The 18605-nt window shown below is 64.5% G+C and carries 15 protein-coding genes; 13 read left to right on the plus strand and 2 right to left on the minus strand.

Features of this window, described 5'->3' with window-relative positions:
• The first annotated feature begins 93 nt into the window (after positions 1 to 93).
• Positions 94 to 1017 carry an arginase gene (gene rocF, locus B6K69_RS11080; RefSeq protein WP_108643823.1) on the plus strand — a complete coding sequence of 308 codons (924 nt, stop codon included), beginning with the start codon at positions 94 to 96 and terminating at the stop codon, positions 1015 to 1017.
• A gap of 1 nt (position 1018) precedes the next feature.
• The gene (locus tag B6K69_RS11085) at positions 1019 to 2050 is read left to right on the plus strand and encodes an ornithine cyclodeaminase (RefSeq protein WP_108643824.1); all 1032 of its coding nucleotides are present in this window, start codon (positions 1019 to 1021) and stop codon (positions 2048 to 2050) included.
• A gap of 16 nt (positions 2051 to 2066) precedes the next feature.
• On the opposite strand, the gene B6K69_RS11090 is transcribed toward B6K69_RS11085, so the two are convergent.
• Complete coding sequence (locus tag B6K69_RS11090) at positions 2067 to 3005, minus strand: LytTR family DNA-binding domain-containing protein (protein ID WP_108643825.1); 939 nt, start codon at positions 3003 to 3005, stop codon at positions 2067 to 2069.
• A gap of 617 nt (positions 3006 to 3622) precedes the next feature.
• Entirely contained in the window at positions 3623 to 6697 is a 3075-nt protein-coding gene (locus B6K69_RS11095; protein ID WP_108643826.1) for a Hint domain-containing protein, read from the minus strand.
• A gap of 418 nt (positions 6698 to 7115) precedes the next feature.
• Between B6K69_RS11095 and B6K69_RS11100 the strand changes: the two genes are divergently transcribed.
• The 11 genes from B6K69_RS11100 to B6K69_RS11150 all read left to right on the plus strand — a co-directional run bounded on the left by B6K69_RS11100 (position 7116) and on the right by B6K69_RS11150 (position 18595).
• Entirely contained in the window at positions 7116 to 7820 is a 705-nt protein-coding gene (locus tag B6K69_RS11100) for a GntR family transcriptional regulator (RefSeq protein ID WP_107671828.1), read from the plus strand.
• 111 nt (positions 7821 to 7931) lie between these two features.
• Positions 7932 to 8894: a dihydrodipicolinate synthase family protein gene (locus B6K69_RS11105; RefSeq protein ID WP_108643827.1), complete on the plus strand. Its 963-nt coding sequence runs from the start codon at positions 7932 to 7934 to the stop codon at positions 8892 to 8894.
• A gap of 124 nt (positions 8895 to 9018) precedes the next feature.
• Complete coding sequence (locus tag B6K69_RS11110; protein ID WP_108643828.1) at positions 9019 to 10527, plus strand: aldehyde dehydrogenase (NADP(+)); 1509 nt, start codon at positions 9019 to 9021, stop codon at positions 10525 to 10527.
• A 162-nt stretch (positions 10528 to 10689) separates the two neighbouring features.
• Positions 10690 to 11499 carry a transporter substrate-binding domain-containing protein gene (locus B6K69_RS11115; RefSeq protein WP_108643829.1) on the plus strand — a complete coding sequence of 270 codons (810 nt, stop codon included), beginning with the start codon at positions 10690 to 10692 and terminating at the stop codon, positions 11497 to 11499.
• A 68-nt stretch (positions 11500 to 11567) separates the two neighbouring features.
• On the plus strand, positions 11568 to 12233 hold the full coding sequence (locus B6K69_RS11120) for an amino acid ABC transporter permease (protein WP_107671613.1): 666 nt from the start codon (positions 11568 to 11570) through the stop codon (positions 12231 to 12233).
• 12 nt (positions 12234 to 12245) lie between these two features.
• Positions 12246 to 12899, plus strand: a complete 654-nt coding sequence (locus B6K69_RS11125) for an amino acid ABC transporter permease (RefSeq protein ID WP_107671612.1) — start codon at positions 12246 to 12248, stop codon at positions 12897 to 12899.
• Entirely contained in the window at positions 12892 to 13614 is a 723-nt protein-coding gene (locus B6K69_RS11130) for an amino acid ABC transporter ATP-binding protein (protein ID WP_108643830.1), read from the plus strand. The genes B6K69_RS11125 and B6K69_RS11130 overlap by 8 nt, the downstream gene beginning before the upstream one ends.
• A 3-nt stretch (positions 13615 to 13617) precedes the next feature.
• Entirely contained in the window at positions 13618 to 14874 is a 1257-nt protein-coding gene (locus B6K69_RS11135; protein ID WP_418259821.1) for an NAD(P)/FAD-dependent oxidoreductase, read from the plus strand.
• A 7-nt stretch (positions 14875 to 14881) separates the two neighbouring features.
• Positions 14882 to 15883 carry a 4-hydroxyproline epimerase gene (locus tag B6K69_RS11140; protein WP_107671610.1) on the plus strand — a complete coding sequence of 334 codons (1002 nt, stop codon included), beginning with the start codon at positions 14882 to 14884 and terminating at the stop codon, positions 15881 to 15883.
• Positions 15880 to 17556, plus strand: coding sequence for a cis-3-hydroxy-L-proline dehydratase (gene lhpI / locus B6K69_RS11145; RefSeq protein WP_108643831.1), 1677 nt, complete (start codon positions 15880 to 15882; stop codon positions 17554 to 17556). Before B6K69_RS11140 ends, lhpI begins: the two co-directional genes overlap by 4 nt.
• A gap of 10 nt (positions 17557 to 17566) precedes the next feature.
• The gene (locus tag B6K69_RS11150) at positions 17567 to 18595 is read left to right on the plus strand and encodes a trans-3-hydroxy-L-proline dehydratase (protein ID WP_108643832.1); all 1029 of its coding nucleotides are present in this window, start codon (positions 17567 to 17569) and stop codon (positions 18593 to 18595) included.
• Positions 18596 to 18605: the final 10 nt, after the last annotated feature.

Below are 18605 nucleotides of genomic sequence, written 5' to 3' on the forward strand. Positions count from 1 at the left end.
CACTTCGCGCATCATATTGCGCAAGATGATCATAATGTCGCTGGAAACCGTCACATTATGGAAAGATTAACACAGGTCGGAGGAGACAGTTCCATGACAAGATGCACCCTGATCGGGGCACCGATCGACAGTGGTCAGCGCCGCCCCGGCTGCCTGATGGGGCCCGCCGCCTATCGCGTTGCGGGTCTGTCCCAAGCGATTTCCGACCTTGGCCATGCTGTCGAGGATCGGGGCGATCTGGCGCTGCCCGCCCTGCGGCCGGCCCGTTGCCCCAACGCCGCCGTTCATTCCCTGCCCGAAACGGTGGGCTGGACCGAGGCGCTGATCGACTCTGTCGATGACGCGCTTTCCGAAGGCACCTTGCCCATGGTCATGGGGGGCGATCATTCGCTGGCCCTCGGCTCGGTCGCGGGGGCGGCGGGCTTTGCGGCGCGGAAGGGGCGGCCGCTGTTCGTGCTGTGGCTGGATGCCCATTCCGATTTTCACACCCCGCTGACCACCACGTCAGGCAATCTGCACGGCACGCCCGTGGCCTATATCACCGGGCGTGACGGGTTTGACGCCTTTCCCCCCTTTCCCGCCCCCGTCCCGGCGGACCGGGTCTGTCTTTACGGCATCCGCTCGGTCGATCCGGCCGAACATGCCGCGCTGATTGATCACCAGCTTATCCCCGTCGACATGCGCACGCTGGATGAAGAGGGCATCGTAGCCCCGCTGCGCCGGTTCCTGGCCCGCGTCAAGGAAGCGGGCGGGATGCTGCATGTCAGCCTGGATGTCGATTTCCTTGATCCCGCCATCGCCCCCGCCGTTGGCACCACCGTTCCGGGTGGCACCACCTTCCGCGAGGCGCATCTGGTGATGGAGATGCTGCACGAATCCGGCCTGGTCACCAGCCTGGACCTGGTGGAGCTGAACCCCTTCCTTGACGATCGCGGCATGACCGCGCGGCTGATGGTCGATCTGGTGGCCAGCCTGATGGGCCGCAAGGTGTTTGACCGCCCGACCCGGAGCAAGTGACATGACCCTGAACCTTGTCCCCTTTGTCAGCGTCGATGCGATGATGCGGCTGGTCCACCGCATCGGCATCGAAACCGTGCTGCGCGACCTTGCGACCGAGATCGAAGCCGATTTCCGCCGCTGGCCCGAATTCGACAAGACTCCGCGCATCGCCTCTCATTCCGATGTCGGGGTGATCGAACTGATGCCCACCTCGGACGGCCAGACCTACGGCTTCAAATATGTGAACGGCCATCCGTCCAACATGAAACGCGGGTTGCAGACCGTGACGGCCTTCGGTCTGCTGGCCGATGTGGCCACCGGCTATCCGGTGCTGCTGTCCGAAATGACGATCCTGACCGCGCTGCGCACCGCCGCCACCTCGGCCATGGCGGCCAAATGGCTGGCGCCCGCGGGGGCCGACTGCATGGCGCTGATCGGCAACGGGGCGCAGGCGGAATTCCAGGCCTTGGCCTTCCGGGCCATCTGCGGCCTGCGCGAAGTGCGGCTTTACGACATTGATCCCGCGGCCACCGAAAAATGCGCCCGAAACCTTGCCGGCTCTGGCCTGAAGGTCATCTCTTGCCGCACGGCAGAAGAGGCGATCCTGGGCGCGGGCATCATCACCACCGTCACCGCCGACAAGAACCACGCCACGATCCTGAACGACAACATGGTCGGCAACGGGGTGCACATCAACGGCGTTGGCGGCGATTGCCCCGGCAAGACCGAACTTGCCCAACCCATTCTGCACCGGGCTGACATCTTTACCGAATACACCCCGCAGACCCGGATCGAAGGCGAAATCCAGCAGCTTGACCCGAACCACCCCGTCACCGAGCTGTGGGAGGTCATTGCCGGCCGCGCACCGGGGCGCACCCACCCCACGCAGGTCACGCTGTTCGACAGCGTGGGTTTCGCGATCGAGGATTTTGCCGCCCTGCGCTATGTGCTGGCGCGGCTGCCGGAAACCGGCCTTGGCCAGATGCTGGACATGATCGCCGATCCCGATGATCCGCGTGATCTTTACGGGATGCTGATGCGCGCGGCCTGAGGCACGGCGCCGCCCTTCAGGCCATGCCGTGCCGTTTCTGGGCTTCCCCGAACTGGGATCGTCTGGCGCGGGCGACCGGCAGCGATGTCTTGTCATCCAGAACAACCGTCATGCTGTCCTTCTCGGCATCGACCTGCCGGATCGCACCCCAGGAAACCCAGTAGGATCTGTGGATCGCAAAGCCCATATCCTCGGACACCTGCGCCAGAAAGTCCCGCAGCCGGCCCCGCATGAAATGGGTCTGCTCATCGAAGGTGTAGATCGAGATGTAATGCTCTTCCGCCATGACCCATTTGATCTTGTCGATCTCGAACCGCTTGTCGGAAATGATGACGGTTGCAGTCGCAGCCGGGATCGGGGCCGCCGGGCGCGGGGCGGCAATCCTGGCCGGGGCTGCGGCCGGCGCGGGGGCCACTGTGGCGGTGGCAATCCCGACGGGAACGGCGATGGGTTCGTTGTCGTGCGGCCCGGGGCGGCGTGCAAGGTTGGCCATGACCTCGGGCAGGACAAACGTCGAGAAGATGATCTCCAGCCCCGTGAACATCATGAAGTGGAACACCCAGACCAACAGGGTTTCCAGAACCGTCTTCGGGGTTTCCCCGAACAGGGGCAGGGCCCATTGCCCGGCAAAGGACGCCATCAGGGAACTGATCAGCAGCAACCAGATCGTCCGCAATTGTCGGAGACGAAAGCGGCGCCAGCACTTGGCGAAGAACATGAAGGCCGACACATAGCAGAAAAAGACCATCAGCCCGACAACGGCGATGATGGTGATCGCCTCCCACCGCTGCAGCTTCACCGGCTGATAGGGCTGGATCAGCGCAAACAGTCCGATGGTTGTCACGATAAACAGCTTGAACCGGGTTGATCCCACAAGTTCCCAGACAAAGGCGCTGCAAAGCGGGGCTGTTTCTCCGCTGGCAAAGGCGATGATTGGCTCTACCTGCGTCTTCATGCTTCACTCGTGGCCAACGTCATATGCGAAACTGGGGGGGAAATACCTGTACCGGCATTCTTCCGGTTCTCTGGCCTCATGTCGGGCTCTCATCTCGAATATCTTGAAAGCTGTCTCCGGCTCCGAAGGCAAAGTTGCGTCACCGGGGTCTTCAGGCACGGATGATCGGTTCGCGAAGGACACTCCGCCTTGTGGCGGGCTGTCAGCCCCTCACGGGAAAAAGTGAACATCAACGAACCTCGTACTGCACCAGCGCAGGCGGGCCGAAACATTTGCGGCACGCGATCTATCGCGAGATTTAGCCAATCTTGTCAGGGCTTTCATGTCGTGTGTCGTGAACTACGCCCCCCGTGTCACGAACGGTGTGACGGTGGACACTCGGAACGGCTGGTATTCACTTTACCTGAACCACAGCGACGCAGCCCGACAGGGGCCACCCACACGTTCAAATCGCACACTCTGGCGGGGCTTCTGGCCAAGTCCGGGCCTTTATGGCCCGGCAAAACCTGCCCGTAATGGCATCGCCAATTTCAGCATTATGTCTTTCTCCGCGGATTTGATCAAGAAGAATGGCCGCACCCATGCGGATGCGGCCTTGGGGTCTGGCGCTGTGCCGGTCAGTGGCTGAGCAGCGCGATCCCGTTCTGGGCGTGTCGGGCGGCCAGTTTCCGGGCGATGCGGCCGGGTTGAATCGGGCGGGCCGGCTGGGGCAGGGCGGTGGCGTCCAGCGTTTCAAGTTCCGGGAAGATCTCGAAAATCTCGCGCCGCGCCTCGGGGCCGACCGACTTCAGCGCCTCGGGGCCGGTGAAGAGCGATTCCATCGGTGCCCCCGCGGCAAACACGATCTGATGCCGGTCGAACAGGATGTGGAAGTATTCCACCGCCGCCATCTCCTCGGCCACGTCGATGCCGTTGATCAGCAGCAGGTGGCGCGCGGGCACCAGCACCTCACGCTCACCGAACATGCGTTCGGCAACCTTCGACGACACCAGCACCCGGTGCTGCGGCGAAACCACCACATCCTGCAGCGGCAGGCCCCGGCCCAGGGCGCCGGCGCGGATGCGGATCGGGCGCAGCTTCGGGTTGGTCGCCAGATCGCCGGCCGCAAGCCGGCGCGACCCGATCCAGCGGATCGGTTGCAGGCCGTGGTCCGCCGTTCTGACCAGATCGCCGCGGCGCAGATCCTCGATCGCCACGTCGCCGCGCGCGGTTTCGATCATGGTGCCGCGGGTAAAGCAGGGCACGCCGGTGTGTTCGGTGTCCATCACCCCGCTGCCGACCAGCGTGAAGGTCACCGTCGGCCCACCCTGGAACGCGATGAAGTCCAGCGTGCCGTCGGCCGCATCATCCTGCAACGCCTGCAGCGGGTTGGTAATGTTCGGCTTGTTGTAGGTATCCTTGTAAAGCTGCAGGGTGTCGTCGCTGTACCATTGCGTCAGATCGACAAAGTCGTTGTCACCCCACGAACCATCGCTGCCGTCCAGCGAACCGTTCGTGCCGTTGGTTTCCCCCGCACCGAAGTCCGCCAGGTGGATGCTGTCGCCCGCGCCGCCCGCGATGATGAAGCGATCATCCCCCGTGCCGCCCGTCAGCGTATCCGCCCCGCCGCCGCCGCCGAAATAGTCGCTGCCGCTCAGCGTGTCATTCCCGGCGCCACCATAGACCTGGTCGTTCCCGGCGTCGCCGTACATCTCGTCGTTGCCGTCATCGCCATGCAGCGTGTCGTTGCCGTCATAGCCGTAGATCACGTCGTCGTTTGCGCCGCCATACACCAGGTCGTCGCCACCGCCGCCGACAAGCAGATCGTTCCCGTCTTCGCCATACAGCGTATCGTTGTCGCCGTTGGTGCTGACGCCATCACCCACCAGGTAATCGTCGCCCGTGCCGCCATAGATCAGGTCATTGCCAAGGCTGCCCTCGACATAGTCGTAGCCATCCCCGCCATAGACCGTGTCATCGCCATCGGCAAAGGTGTCGTTCAACTGGGCAAGAATGTAATCGTCGCCGGCCCCACCATACAGCAGGTCGGATCCGCCCCCGCCAACCAGAGTGTCATCGCCCTCTCCACCATCGAACGTGTCGTTTCCGGTGCCGGTGCCCGTCTCTCCCATGATTTGGTCGTTGCCGTCGCCGCCCTCGGCGTAATCACTGCCGTTTCCGCCAATGATCGAGTCATTGCCCGCGTCGCCGTACAGGCTGTCATTGCCGTCCTCGCCCCAGAGGGTGTCATTGTCGGCACCGCCATAGGCCAGGTCGTCGCCACCTCCCGAGAAGATGAGGTCATTACCGTTTTCACCATACAGCGTATCGTTCTGTCCGATGGACTGACTGGCTCCGTCTCCTATCAGGGCGTCATCGCCCTCGCCGCCATAGATCAGGTCTTCTCCGATGTTGGCCTGAATGTAGTCATTGCCATCCCCGCCATAGAGCGAGTCATTGCCATCGGGAATATCGTCCAGCCGTTGGCCGAAGATCTGGTCATCCCCTGCGTCACCGTAAAGCATGTCCGCCCCGGTCCGGCCAATCAGGACGTCAATTCCGTCTCCGCCGTAGAACGTATCGTTTCCGGTGTCGCCGTCGGTGTCGCCGGTAATGAAGTCGTTCCCGATGCCACCTTCGGCATAATCGCTGCCGTTGCCGCCAAAGATCATGTCATTGTCGGCGCCGCCGAACAGGCTGTCCTCGCCGTCGCGGCCCCGAAGCGTATCATTGCCCAGGCCGCCATCCAGAAGGTCATTCCCCACGCCACCATCCTGGGAATCGTTGCCATCCTGGCCCAGCAGGGTGTCGTCGGCCGTGCCGCCGATCAGAATGTCGTTCCCGATGCCACCGTCCAGAAGGTCGCCGAAGGCAGATGTGGTGCCAAAGTAGCCCGAATACAGGGTGTCGTTTCCGTCCCCACCATAAATCGAATCGCTCTCGGATGTGTTGGTATTGCTCTCGTTGCCACCGTTGGTCAGCGAGTCGCCGCTGATCACATCATCGCCGGCATCGCCATAGAGAAGCTGTTTTACGTTGTCGCCGAAGATGCGGTCATTGTCGTCGCCACCATAGACGGTATCTTGATTGTCCTGGGTGTAGATCGTGTCATTGCCGGCGCCACCTTCCAGAAGGTCGTTCCCGGCGCCGCCATTCATGGAATCGTTGCCGTCCTGCCCCAGAAGGGTGTCATGCGCATTGCCGCCGATCAGGACGTCGTTCCCGATGCCTCCGTCCAGAAGGTCACCGATGGTATAGATGACGCTGCCAAGGAAACCGGAATAAAGCGTGTCATTCCCAGCTCCGCCAAAAAGTGAATCGGGCTCGGATGAGTCAGAGTTGGTTTCGATTCCCCCGTTGATCGCCGAGTCGCCGCTGATGACATCATCGCCCGCGTCGCCATACAGAAGCTGGCCCAGGTTGTTGCCAAAGATCCGGTCATTGTCGTTGCCACCAAAGACGGTATCGTTACCGCTGTTGGTGTAGATGGTGTCGTTTCCATCATTACCGGTGATGCTGTCATCCCCCGCACCGCCGTCAATCGAATCGTTCCCGGCCCCGCCTGAGATGCGGTCGTTTCCCGCCCCGCCATCAATGGTGTCATTGCCGGCCCAGCCAAACAGGCTGTCGTTGCCGCCAAGGCCTTCGATACTATCTCCGAAGGTGGTTCCGTCATAGGTGTCGTTGCCTGCGGTGCCGGGATAGGTGGCCATGACGTTCGCGCTCCTGAGTAAAACATGCTTGGCGCTGCAGGCAGGGAGCTGAACGTGGGAACACAACAATTCAGCCAGTCATGCCCAAAGCACCGGCGATCTTCCCCAAGGTTCATTTCGTTATGGTCGCGAAATATCTATTCTGGAGTCGTGAGCGGCCCCCGGATGTCGCGAAATGCCAGATTTGCAAGGACTTACCCGTTTGTGTGACGTGAACGGCGGCTGCGTCGGTTGCGAAACCTGCCGCGCCGGATGCGCCGGATGCACATTCTGCGCCGCCGCAAGGGCGCCAGGCTGCCGCCGCCCGCGCCTCTCGTGGCCTGGCAAGCCGCCCTGAAATTCAGAACGTTGATCTGCACCGGGCCGCGATGTATTTTTCTGGTCGACACAAAGTTTTCAGACCTGAAGGGTGGCCGGCATGACTGATACGGGTGAGGGCGCCTATCCCGAGCGCAAGCGCGGTTCGGGTGTGAAGGTCGTCTACGAAATGCTTCGCGACGAAATCCTTGACCTTAAACTTCCGCCAGGCAGCCCGATTGATGAGGTTCACCTTGCCGAACGTTTCGGCATGTCGCGCACCCCCATCCGCGAGGCGCTGGTCAGGCTGGCGGGGGAAGGGCTGGTGGAAACCCTGCCGAACCGTTCGGCCATGGTGTCGAACATTGATGTCCTGAACCTGCACACCTTCTATGATGCGATCACGCTGATGTATCGTGTCACCACACGGCTGGCGGCGCAGTATCACCGTCCGGCCGATCTCAGCCGGATTCGCGGGCTTCAGCAGATGTATGCCGCCGCCGCCGCCGCGCAGGATGCGCTGGCCATGGTGGCGGTCAACCGCGACCTGCACGCCGCCATCGCGGAAGCCGGGCGCAACCCGTATTTCACCACCCTGACGCTGCGCCTTCTGGATGAAGGCCGCCGTATCCTGCGGCTGTATTACCAGTCCTTCGATGACCGCCTTCCGAAGCAGTATGTCGATGAACATGAGGCGATGATCGCCGCCATCGCCGCGCGCGACATCGACCTGTGCGACCGCCTTGCCCGGGCGCACGCCGACCAGATCGTCCGCCAGATCCAGCAGCTTTTCGCCCGCGACGAGCGGCAGGAGATTGCGCTCTAGCCCTGTCGATTTCTTGTCGACAAATAAAATGCAAAAGGTATTATTCGGTCAGGAATCGGCGGACCGGGTGTCGCCGAGCCCTGCCGAACATGGGTCACAAGGAGTTCCCAGATGGATACCGCGATTTTCACCGGAGTGATTCCCGCGCTGATGACGCCCTGCACGGCAGACCGCCGTCCCAACTTCGATGCGCTTGTCCGCAAGGCGAAAGAGCTGATGGCCGCCGGCATGTCAGCCGTGGTCTATTGCGGGTCCATGGGCGACTGGCCGCTGCTGACCGATGAACAGCGCATGGAAGGCGTCGAACGTCTGGTCAAGGCCGGCATCCCGGTCATCGTCGGTACCGGCGCGATCAACTCTGCCAGCGCGGTGGCCCATGCCGCCCATGCGCAGAAGGTGGGCGCCGCGGGGCTGATGCTGATCCCCCGGGTGCTGTCGCGCGGCGCCTCGCCGGTTGCGCAGCGCCATCACTTCAAGGCGCTTCTCGCCGCCGCGCCCGACCTGCCGGCCGTGATCTACAACAGCCCCTACTACGGCTACGAAACCAAGGCCGACCTGTTCTTCGCCCTGCGCGCCGAACACCCCAACCTCGTGGGCTTCAAGGAATTTGGCGGCGCCAAGGCCATGACCTATGCCGCCGAACACATCACCAGCGCCGATGAAAGCGTGATCCTGATGGCCGGCGTCGATACCGGCGTCTATCACGGCTATGTCAAATGCGGGGCAACGGGCACCATCACCGGCATCGGCAATGTGCTGGCCAAGGAAGTCCTGCACTTCGTCGCGCTGGCCAAGGCCGCCGCCGCCGGCGATCTGGACGCCCGCCAGCGCGCCCGCGAACTGGGCGAGGCGCTGGAAGTGCTGTCGTCCTGGGACGAGGGCTGCGATCTGGTGCTGTACTACAAGTACATGATGGTGCTGGAAGGCGATGCCGATTACGCCCTGCACTTCAACGCCACGGACGAGCTGACGCCCAGCCAGCGCGGCTGGGCCGAAGCGCAGTTCACCCAGTTCAAGACCTGGTATGCGGAGTGGAGCAAACTTCCGGGCGCGGTGCAGGCCTGCAAGGTCTGACATCCGCCGCAGGCCATGGCCTGCCGTGACGTGCAGCGCAGGGGCGCACCCTGCGCTGTTCGGGCCCGTTGCCCCACCCCCGTGAACCGAAGGGTCGCCAGACCCGCCGACAAGGAAGAAGCCGTTGACCTTTGTTCCCCATGGAAAGCACCTGATCGCCGGTGAATGGATCGCCGGGCCTGACACCTTCGCCTCCGACCCGGCCCATGGCCCCGCCCATACCTTCGCCGTGGGCACCCGGGCGCTTGTGGACCAAGCCGCCCAGGCCGCGGAAGCGGCGTTCTGGTCTTTCGGCTGGGCCGACCGCGCCCTGCGCGCCGCCTTCCTGCGCCGCATCGCCGATGAGATCGAGGCCCGGGCCGAGGCGATCACCCTGATCGGATGCCAGGAAACCGGCCTTCCCGAAGCGCGGCTGAACGGAGAGCGGGGCCGCACCACCGGCCAACTGCGCCTGTTCGCGGCGCATATCGAGGCGGGTGATTACCTTGACCGCCGCCATGACGCGGCCCTGCCCGACCGCCAGCCGCTGCCCCGCCCCGACATCCGCATGATCAAGCGCCCCATCGGCCCGGTCGCGGTGTTCGGCGCGTCGAACTTTCCGCTGGCCTTCTCGACCGCAGGTGGCGATACCGCCGCCGCGCTGGCCGCGGGCTGCCCCGTGGTGGTCAAGGGCCACTCGGCCCATCCCGGCACCGGCGAAATCGTGGCCGAGGCGATTCATGCCGCCATCCTTGCCTGCAACCTGCATCCGGGCGTGTTCAGCCTGATCCAGGGCGGCAACCGCAGCGTTGGCGAGGCGCTGGTCACGCATCCGCTGATCAAGGCGGTGGGCTTCACCGGCTCGCTTGCCGGCGGGCGGGCGCTGTTCGACCTGTGCGCCGCCCGGCCTGAACCGATTCCGTTCTTCGGTGAACTGGGGGCGGTCAATCCCATGTTCCTGCTGCCCGCCGCCATGGCGGCGCGGGGCGATGCCGTGGCGCAGGGCTGGTCGGCCAGCCTGACCATGGGCGCCGGCCAGTTCTGCACCAACCCCTGCATCGCCGTGGTGATGGAGGATCAGGCGGCCGCGTTTGCCGCCGCCACCCTGGCCGCGCTGCGGCAGGTGGCGCCCCAGGTCATGCTGACCGAAGGCATCGCGCGGGCCTATGTGCAGGGCCGCGACCGGATTTCCGCCGCGCCGGGCGTGCAAAGCCTGCTGTCACAGGCCTGCGGTCCCCGTCAGGCAACGCCGCAACTGTTTCAGGTGCGCGGCCAGGACTGGCTTGCCGATCACGCCCTTGCGGAAGAGGTGTTCGGTCCGCTTGGCCTGATCGTGACCGTTCGCGACGCCGAGGAGATGCTGGCCATTGCCCGCAGCTTCCCCGGCCAGTTGACCGCGACCCTGCACCTGAACGACGAAGACGCCGATCTTGCCCGCCGCCTGTTGCCGGTGCTGGAACGCAAGGCCGGCCGTGTGCTGGCCAACGGTTTTCCGACAGGGGTCGAAGTCTGCGATGCGATGGTGCATGGTGGTCCCTATCCGGCCAGCACCAACTTTGGCGCCACCTCTGTCGGCACATTGTCGATCCGCCGGTTCCTGCGGCCGGTCAGCTACCAGAACCTGCCCGAGGCGATCTTGCCGAGGGATCTGTGATACAGGCCCGCGTCAGACCGAACCCGCTGCCCTGCACCCGCAGGGCAGACGCCGGACGGTTGAATATAGCTTGTATACTAAGTGTATTTTGTAATTGATTTGTGCCCCGGCACGCCCGATAGTGACGATACCGGAATCATAACATCACCCATGGGAGGGAACATGAAAACGGCGTTTCTCACCGCTGGCCTGCTGGCCGCCACTGCTGTGGCCATGCCGGCAAAGGCCGACAAACTGGACGACATCATTGCTTCGGGCACGCTGCGCTGCGCCGTCGTGCTGGACTTCCCGCCCATGGGGTCGCGCGATGCCAGCAACACCCCCATCGGCTTCGATGTCGATTACTGCAACGATCTGGCGGCCGCGCTGGGCGTGAAGGCGGAAATCGTCGAAACCACCTTCCCCGAGCGTATTCCCGCGCTCATGTCGGGCTCGGTCGATGTGGCCGTCGCCTCCACCTCCGACACGCTGGAACGGGCCAAGACCGTCGGCTTCTCGATCCCCTACTATGCCTTTGAAAATGCCGTCGTCGCCAACGACAAGGCCGGCATCACCAACTGGGAAGGGATGAAGGGCAAGGTCGTCGGCGCCACCGCCGGCACCTATGAGGCGATCTGGCTTGAAGGCAAGGTCAAGGAATGGGGCGAGGGCGAGTTCCGTCCCTACCAGACCCAGGCCGACGTGTTCCTGGCACTGTCGCAGGGCCAGCTTGATGCCACCGTCTCGACCGTCGAAGTGGCCGAGGCCAACGTGAAATCGGGCAACTTCCCGGGCATCGCCATCGCCGACAAGGCCCCGATGGTGCCGGACTATGTGGCCCTGATCACGCTGCGCGAAGAATATGGCCTGATCAACTACATGAACCTGTTCATCAACCAGCAGGTCCGCACGGGCCGCTATGCCGAACTCTACAAGAAATGGGTGGGCGAAGGCGAACCGGCTGACCTGACCATCCAGGGCGTCTATCGCTGATCTTCAGACAGGATGCGATGCGGGGCAGCCCCCCGCATCGCCTTGGCGTTCACGGATCTGGGGTGGCCATGTTCAACTATCGTTTTCGCTGGAGCCAGGCCCTCGACTCGCTTCCGCAGATGCTTGAAGGCGCGCTTGTGACCATCGAGATCGCGGTGCTGTCGATGCTGATCGGCATCCTCATCGCCATGGCGCTGACCTTGTTCCGCCAATCCGGCAACCGCCTGCTGGGCGCGGTCGCGACAACCTGGGTCGAAATCGCGCGCAACACGCCGGCCCTGTTCCAGATCTACATGGTTCACTTCGGCCTGGGCGGGTTTGGTGTCCATCTTTCGCCCTATCTCTCGCTGCTGATCGGCATCGCCTTCAACAACGCGGGCTATCTGGCCGAGAATTTCCGGGGCGCCCTCAAGGCCATTCCCGAAACCCAGACCCGCGCCGCCCGCTCGCTTGGGATGAGCGGCTTTCAGGCCTTCCGCAACGTGATCATGCCGCAGATGCTGCGGATCTCCTTCCTGCCCATGACGAACCAGATGGTCTGGGCCATCCTGATGACATCGCTTGGCGCCGTGGTTGCCATGAACACCGACCTTTACGGTGTCACCAGCGAACTGAACGCCCGCACCTTCCGCACGTTCGAGCTTTTCGCCATCGCCGCGGTGATCTTCTACCTGATCACCAAGACCATCACCCTTTCGGCTCGCCTGCTTGCGGCCCGGCTGTTCCGGTATTGAGGGGGGTCTGCGATGCTTGATACGGCCCTTAACGTCAACGATCTGATCTTCCTGGCAAAAGGCGCCGGGATGACGCTGGTCGTCACCGCCATCTCCGTCTTCTTCGGCACGGTGATGGGCATCGCCTTCGGTGTGATCCGTTACCAGATCGGCCCGTGGTGGGCCGCCCCCATCACCTTCGCGCTGGATGTCTTCCGCTCCATCCCGCTGCTGATCCAGCTTGTGCTGGCCAATGCCTTCGTCACCACGGTTCTGGGCTGGCGCATCTCGGGCTTCTCGGTGGCCTGCGCGGTGCTGTCGTTCTACACCGCCGCCTATTGCGCCGAAATCGTGCGCGGCGCGATCGAGGCGGTGCCGCCCACCCTGCGCCGCGCCGCCCGGTCGCTGGGCATGACCTGGGCGCAGGACATGCGCAACATCGTGATGCCGCTGGCGACCCGCGTCGCCCTGCCGTCCTGGATCGGCCTTGCGCTGGGCGTGATGAAGGACTCGGCCCTCGTCTATGTCGTGCAGGTGGTGGAGCTGCTGAAATCCACCCAGATCCTGATCACCCGCCTTCAGGAACCGCTGTTCCTGCTGATGATCTGCGGCCTGTTCTACTTCGTCATCTCCTTCCCGATCGCCCGGCTGGGCGGTTACCTGGAAAAACGGTGGTCCAATGATTGAGATCGAGAATGTCCGCAAATCCTTCGGCTCGCTCGAGGTGCTGAAAGGCATCAACCTGAACGTCGCCAAAGGAGAGGTGCTGACCGTGATCGGCGGCTCGGGCTCGGGCAAATCCACCCTGCTGACCTGCATCAACGGACTGGAACCCATCGACGCCGGGCGCATCGTCGTTGACGGGGTCGAGGTTCACGCCAAGTCCACCGATCTGAACCGGCTGCGTCAGAAGATCGGCATCGTGTTCCAGCAGTGGAACGCCTTTCCGCACCTGACCGTGCTGGAAAACGTGATGCTGGCGCAGGTCAAGGTGCTGAAACGCCCGAAATCCGAAGCCGAGGCGGAAGCCGTGCGCCAGTTGAAGCACGTCGGCCTGGGCGACAAGCTGGCCGTCTATCCCTCGCGCCTGTCGGGCGGGCAGCAGCAGCGGATGGCCATCGCCCGCGCGCTGGCCATGTCGCCCGACTACATGCTGTTCGACGAGGTGACTTCCGCGCTGGACCCGCAACTGGTGGGCGAAGTGCTGGATACGCTGCGGATGCTGGCCTCGGAAGGCATGACGATGATCTGCGTCACCCACGAAATGAAATTCGCGCGCGAAGTGTCCGACCGCGTGGCCTTCTTCCACAAGGGGGTGATGGCGGAAATCGCGCCGCCCGAACAACTGTTCGGCGCGCCGAAAGACCCGGAACTGCAAAAGTTCCTGGCCGCCACGCACTGAACCATGATGCAAACCGAATCCGATGCCACCGATGCCCTTGTGATCGGGGCCGGCGTGGTGGGCCTCTCCATCGCGCTGGCCTTGCAGGACCGTGGCCTGACCGTCACGGTCGTTGACCGGGAAGGCCCCGCCGCCGGGGCATCGGCCGGAAACGCGGGGGCCTTCGCCTTTACCGACATCCTGCCGCTGGCCTCGCCGGGCATGTTGCGCAAGGCGCCCCGCTGGCTGCTGGATGCAACCGGCCCGCTGACCATTCCGCCGGCCTATGCGCCGGCCATCGCGCCCTGGCTGTTCCGGTTCTGGCGGGCCTGCCGGCCCGCGCAGGTGGCGGCCTCCACGGTGGCGCAGACCGCGCTGATGGATCTGTCGAAGGCCGAGCTTGAACCCTTCCTGCAGGCAACCGGCACCCTGCCGATGCTGCGCAAGGACGGCAACCTTCAGGTCTATGAATCCGAGGCCGAGTTCGAGGCCGCGCGTCCGGGCTGGCAGGTCCGCGCCGCGCATGGCATCGCCTTCCGGCACATGGGCGCCGAAGAAATGGCCGAGCTGCAACCCGGCCTGTCCCCCCGCTTTGTGCGCGGCACCTTCACGCCGGGCTGGTATTCCATCGCCGATCCGCGCCTTTACACCCTTGCGCTGGCCGAACGGTTCCGTGGCCGGGGCGGCCGCATCGTGCTGGCGCAGGTCGGGGCGCTGGCCCCGCAGGGCGACGGGGTGGAAATCGCGGTCGTGGGCGGGCCTGCGCTGCGGGCCGGCAAGGTGGTGCTGGCCGCCGGCGCCCATTCGCATCTGATTGCCCGCAGCCTTGGCGACCGGATTCCGCTGGAAACCGAACGCGGCTACAACACCACGCTTCCGCCCGATGCCTTTGACCTGCGGACGCAGATCACCTTTGGCGGCCACGGGTTTGTGGTTACCCGCCTGTCAACCGGCATCCGGGTTGGCGGCGCGGTCGAACTTGGCGGGCTGAAGCGGCCGCCGAACTATCGCCGCGCCGAGGTGATGCTGAAAAAGGCGCAGGGCTTCCTTCCCGGTCTCAGGGCCACGGGGGGAACGCAATGGATGGGCTTCCGCCCCTCGCTGCCCGACAGCCTGCCCGCCATCGGTGCATCGCGGGCAACGCCGCGCGTCCTTTATGCCTTTGGTCACGGCCATCTTGGCCTGACCCAATCCGCCGGAACGGCGCGGATCGTGGCCGACCTGCTGACCGGCAGACCCGCCGCCCTTGATCTTGCCCCCTTCTCGCCCCAACGGTTCTGAGGCCCCCATGGCAACGCATACCTTCTCCTGCATTGATGGTCATACCTGCGGCAACCCCGTCCGGCTGGTGGCGGGCGGCGGTCCGCGGCTGGAAGGGGCGAACATGCTGGAGCGTCGCGCCCATTTCCTGCGCGACTATGACTGGATTCGCACCGGCCTGATGTTCGAACCGCGCGGCCATGACATGATGTCGGGCTCGATCCTTTACCCGCCGACCCGCCCCGATTGCGATGTCGCGGTGCTGTTCATCGAAACCTCGGGCTGCCTGCCGATGTGCGGGCACGGCACCATCGGAACCATCACGATGGGCATCGAGAACGGCCTGATCACGCCCCGCGCGCCCGGCCGCCTGGCCATCGAGGCGCCGGCGGGCCGGGTCGACATTGCCTATCGGCAAGAGGGGCGCTTTGTCGAAGAAGTGCGCCTGACCAACGTGCCCTCGTTCCTTTATGCCGAGGGCCTGACGGCCGAGGTCGAGGGTCTGGGCGAAATCGTGGTCGATGTGGCCTATGGCGGCAATTTCTATGCCATCGTCGAACCGCAGAAGAACTTCCGCGACATGGCCGATTTCACCGCGGGCGAACTTGTCGGCTTCTCGCCCCGGCTTCGGGCCGCGCTGAATGCCAAGTATGAATTCGTCCACCCCGAGCATCCGGCGATCAACGGTCTCAGCCATATTCAATGGACGGGCCAGCCCACGGTTCAGGGCGCCCATGCCCGCAACGCGGTGTTCTATGGCGACAAGGCCATTGACCGCAGCCCCTGCGGAACCGGCACGTCGGCGCGCATGGCGCAGCTTGCCGCTAAGGGCAAGCTGAAGGTGGGCGATGAATTCTGGCATGAATCCATCATCGGCTCCATCTTCAAGGGCCGGGTGGAAGATGCCTCCCGTGTCGGGGATCGCCCGGCCATCATTCCGTCAATCGCAGGCTGGGCCCGGATGACAGGGTACAACACCATCTTCATTGATGACCGCGATCCCTTCGCGCATGGGTTTGTGGTCCGGTGACGAGGCAGGCGCAGATCATCCTGCCGGGGCTGGCTGAGGGGGCCATTCTGGCCTGTCGCGAACCGATCAGCTTCTGGGGCGGGGTTGACCCGGCAACCGGCCGCGTGATCGACGTGCATCACCCGCTGGCCGGCCAAAGCCTGGTCGGGCGCATTCTGGTCATTCCGGGAACGCGGGGGTCTTGCACCGGCTCTGGCGTTCTTCTCGACATGGTGCTGAACGGCCGCGCCCCGGCCGCGCTGGTCTTTGCCGAACCCGAAGATGTGGTGACCCTGGGCGCGATGGTTGCCGCCGGCATGTTCGGCAAGACCCTGCCCGTGCTGCGTCTGACGCAGGACGCCTTTGATGCGCTTTCCGCCGCGCAGTCGGCCCGCATCGACGAAAGCGGAATCGTGGCAGACGGGCTGACCATCCCCGCGGTGTCCGGCACCGTGGTCGGCCCCGCCCTGTCTGCCGAAGACCGCGCCATGCTGGACGGCTCGCAAGGCGAAGCGGTGGCGCAGGCCATGCGCATCCTGTGTGGCATGGCGGCCAACCAGGGGGCGGAACGGCTGATCCCCGTCAGCCAGGGCCATATTGACGGCTGCATCTACGCCAGCCCCGCCAACCTGACCTTCGCCGAGAAGATGGCCGACATGGGCGCCCGCGTGCGGATACCCACCACGATGAACGCCATTTCGGTCGATCATGCGAACTGGCGGCAACAGGGTGTGCCGCCGTCCTTTGGCGGCCCCGCGCAGCGGCTCGCCGATGCCTATGTCCGCATGGGGTGCCAGCCGACCTTCACCTGTTCGCCCTATCTGCTGGACACCGCACCCACCGAGGGCGAGGCCATCGCCTGGTCTGAATCGAATGCGGTGATCTATGCCAACAGCGTTCTGGGAGCCCGCACCGCCAAGCACCCCGACTTTCTGGATCTGTGCATCGCCCTGACCGGACGCGCGCCCCTGTCCGGGGTCTATCGCGATGCAGACCGTCAGGCGCGGCGGATCATCGAGGTCGAGTTGCCCGCCGGGGTGGATGATTCCTTCTGGCCGCTCGTCGGCTATCTGGCGGGCAAGATCGCGCCAGACCGGATTCCTGTCCTGAAAGGTCTGGCGCCGGCCGGTCCGGTGCCGGAAAACCTCAAGGCGCTGTGTGCAGCTTTTGGTACTACCTCCGCTGCACCCATGCTGCACGTTGACTGCATCACGCCCGAGGCCGACCGGATTGCCCCGGACGCCGATCTGGTCCGGCTTGCCCGGTCCGATCTGGTGGCCGGCTGGCAGCTTCTGAACGACGGGCCCGAAGCGGTGGAACTGATCGCCATCGGCAGCCCACATGCCTCATTGGATGAATGTCGCGCGCTGGCCGATGCCCTGCAAGGGCGCCGCGTCCAGGTGTCCACCATCGTCACCGCAGGGCGTGCCGTCATTGCCCTGGCCCGCGCCGACGGCACGCTGGAACGGTTGCAGCAGGCCGGTGTCCAGGTGCTGCCCGATCTGTGCTGGTGCTCCATCTCCGAGCCGGTCTTCCCGCCGGCCACGCGCACGGTGATGACGAATTCGGGCAAATACGCCCATTATGGGCCGGGTCTTTCCGGCCGCGCCGTGCGCTTCGGCAGCCTTGCCGCCTGTGCCGCCGCCGCCGTCACGGGCCACGCGCCGCGGAAACTGCCCGACTGGCTGATGTAAGGGGAACGCGATGCGGTCAAGCAAGACCATTCATGTGATCTCCGCCCATGCCGAGGGCGAGGTGGGCGATGTGATCGTGGGTGGCGTCACCCCGCCGCCCGGCGCAACCCTTTGGGAACAATCGCGCTGGATTGCCCGGGATCAGACATTGCGGAACTTCGTCCTGAACGAACCGCGCGGGGGCGTCTTCCGTCATGTCAATCTGCTGGTGCCACCCAAGCACCCCCAGGCCGACGCGGGTTTCATCATCATGGAGCCCGAAGACACCCCCCCGATGTCCGGCTCGAACTCGATCTGCGTGGCAACCGTCCTGCTGGACAGTGGCATCCTGCCGATGACGGAACCCGAGACGCAGATCACGCTTGAAGCGCCGGGCGGTCTTGTGCGCGTGCGTGCGGAATGTCGCAATGGCAAGGCCGAACGTATCTTCGTGCAGAACCTGCCCAGTTTCGCGACCCGTCTGGATGCCCGGCTCGAGGTCGAGGGGCTTGGCACGCTGACCGTTGACACCGCCTATGGCGGTGACAGCTTCGTGTTTGTCGATGCCCGGGCGCTTGGGTTTGCGCTGACCCCGGATGAGGCGCATGACATCGCCCGGCTGGGAACCCGGATCACCCGTGCGGGCACCGAACAGCTTGGCTTCCACCACCCCGAAAACCCGGATTGGCGGCATTTCTCGTTCTGCCTGTTCGCCGGCCCTGTCAGCCGCGACGGCACCGAACTGCGCGCCCGGTCTGCCGTGGCCATCCGGCCCGGAAAGGTGGACCGCTCCCCCACAGGCACCGCACTGTCGGCGCGCATGGCCGTGTTGCACGCGCGCGGCGAAATGGCGGTCGGGGATCGTCTGACGGCGGTTTCGCTGATTGACTCCACCTTTGCCGGGCGCATCCTTGGAACAACGCGGGTCGGCGACCTGCCCGCCATCCTGCCCGAGATTTCCGGCAGGGGCTGGATTACCGGCATCCATCAGCATCTGCTTGATCCCTCGGACCCCTGGCCCGAAGGATACCGGCTGAGCGATACCTGGGGCGCGCGCTGACGCCGCGCAC

It is taken from the genome of Pseudogemmobacter blasticus (assembly GCF_003071405.1).
In the GTDB taxonomy this organism is placed as follows: Bacteria; Pseudomonadota; Alphaproteobacteria; order Rhodobacterales; family Rhodobacteraceae; genus Pseudogemmobacter; species Pseudogemmobacter blasticus.

Bases quoted from the DNA above. Each gene is read 5' to 3' on its own strand.
- B6K69_RS11125 (WP_107671612.1), top strand. From the start codon at position 12,246: ATGCTTGATACGGCCCTTAACGTCAACGATCTGATCTTCCTGGCAAAA.
- B6K69_RS11100 (WP_107671828.1), top strand. From the start codon at position 7,116: ATGACTGATACGGGTGAGGGCGCCTATCCCGAGCGCAAGCGCGGTTCG.
- B6K69_RS11095 (WP_108643826.1), bottom strand. From the start codon at position 6,697: ATGGCCACCTATCCCGGCACCGCAGGCAACGACACCTATGACGGAACC.
- B6K69_RS11115 (WP_108643829.1), top strand. From the start codon at position 10,690: ATGAAAACGGCGTTTCTCACCGCTGGCCTGCTGGCCGCCACTGCTGTG.
- B6K69_RS11085 (WP_108643824.1), top strand. From the start codon at position 1,019: ATGACCCTGAACCTTGTCCCCTTTGTCAGCGTCGATGCGATGATGCGG.
- B6K69_RS11105 (WP_108643827.1), top strand. From the start codon at position 7,932: ATGGATACCGCGATTTTCACCGGAGTGATTCCCGCGCTGATGACGCCC.
- rocF (WP_108643823.1), top strand. From the start codon at position 94: ATGACAAGATGCACCCTGATCGGGGCACCGATCGACAGTGGTCAGCGC.
- B6K69_RS11135 (WP_418259821.1), top strand. From the start codon at position 13,618: ATGATGCAAACCGAATCCGATGCCACCGATGCCCTTGTGATCGGGGCC.
- B6K69_RS11150 (WP_108643832.1), top strand. From the start codon at position 17,567: ATGCGGTCAAGCAAGACCATTCATGTGATCTCCGCCCATGCCGAGGGC.
- B6K69_RS11130 (WP_108643830.1), top strand. From the start codon at position 12,892: ATGATTGAGATCGAGAATGTCCGCAAATCCTTCGGCTCGCTCGAGGTG.
- B6K69_RS11140 (WP_107671610.1), top strand. From the start codon at position 14,882: ATGGCAACGCATACCTTCTCCTGCATTGATGGTCATACCTGCGGCAAC.
- B6K69_RS11090 (WP_108643825.1), bottom strand. From the start codon at position 3,005: ATGAAGACGCAGGTAGAGCCAATCATCGCCTTTGCCAGCGGAGAAACA.
- B6K69_RS11120 (WP_107671613.1), top strand. From the start codon at position 11,568: ATGTTCAACTATCGTTTTCGCTGGAGCCAGGCCCTCGACTCGCTTCCG.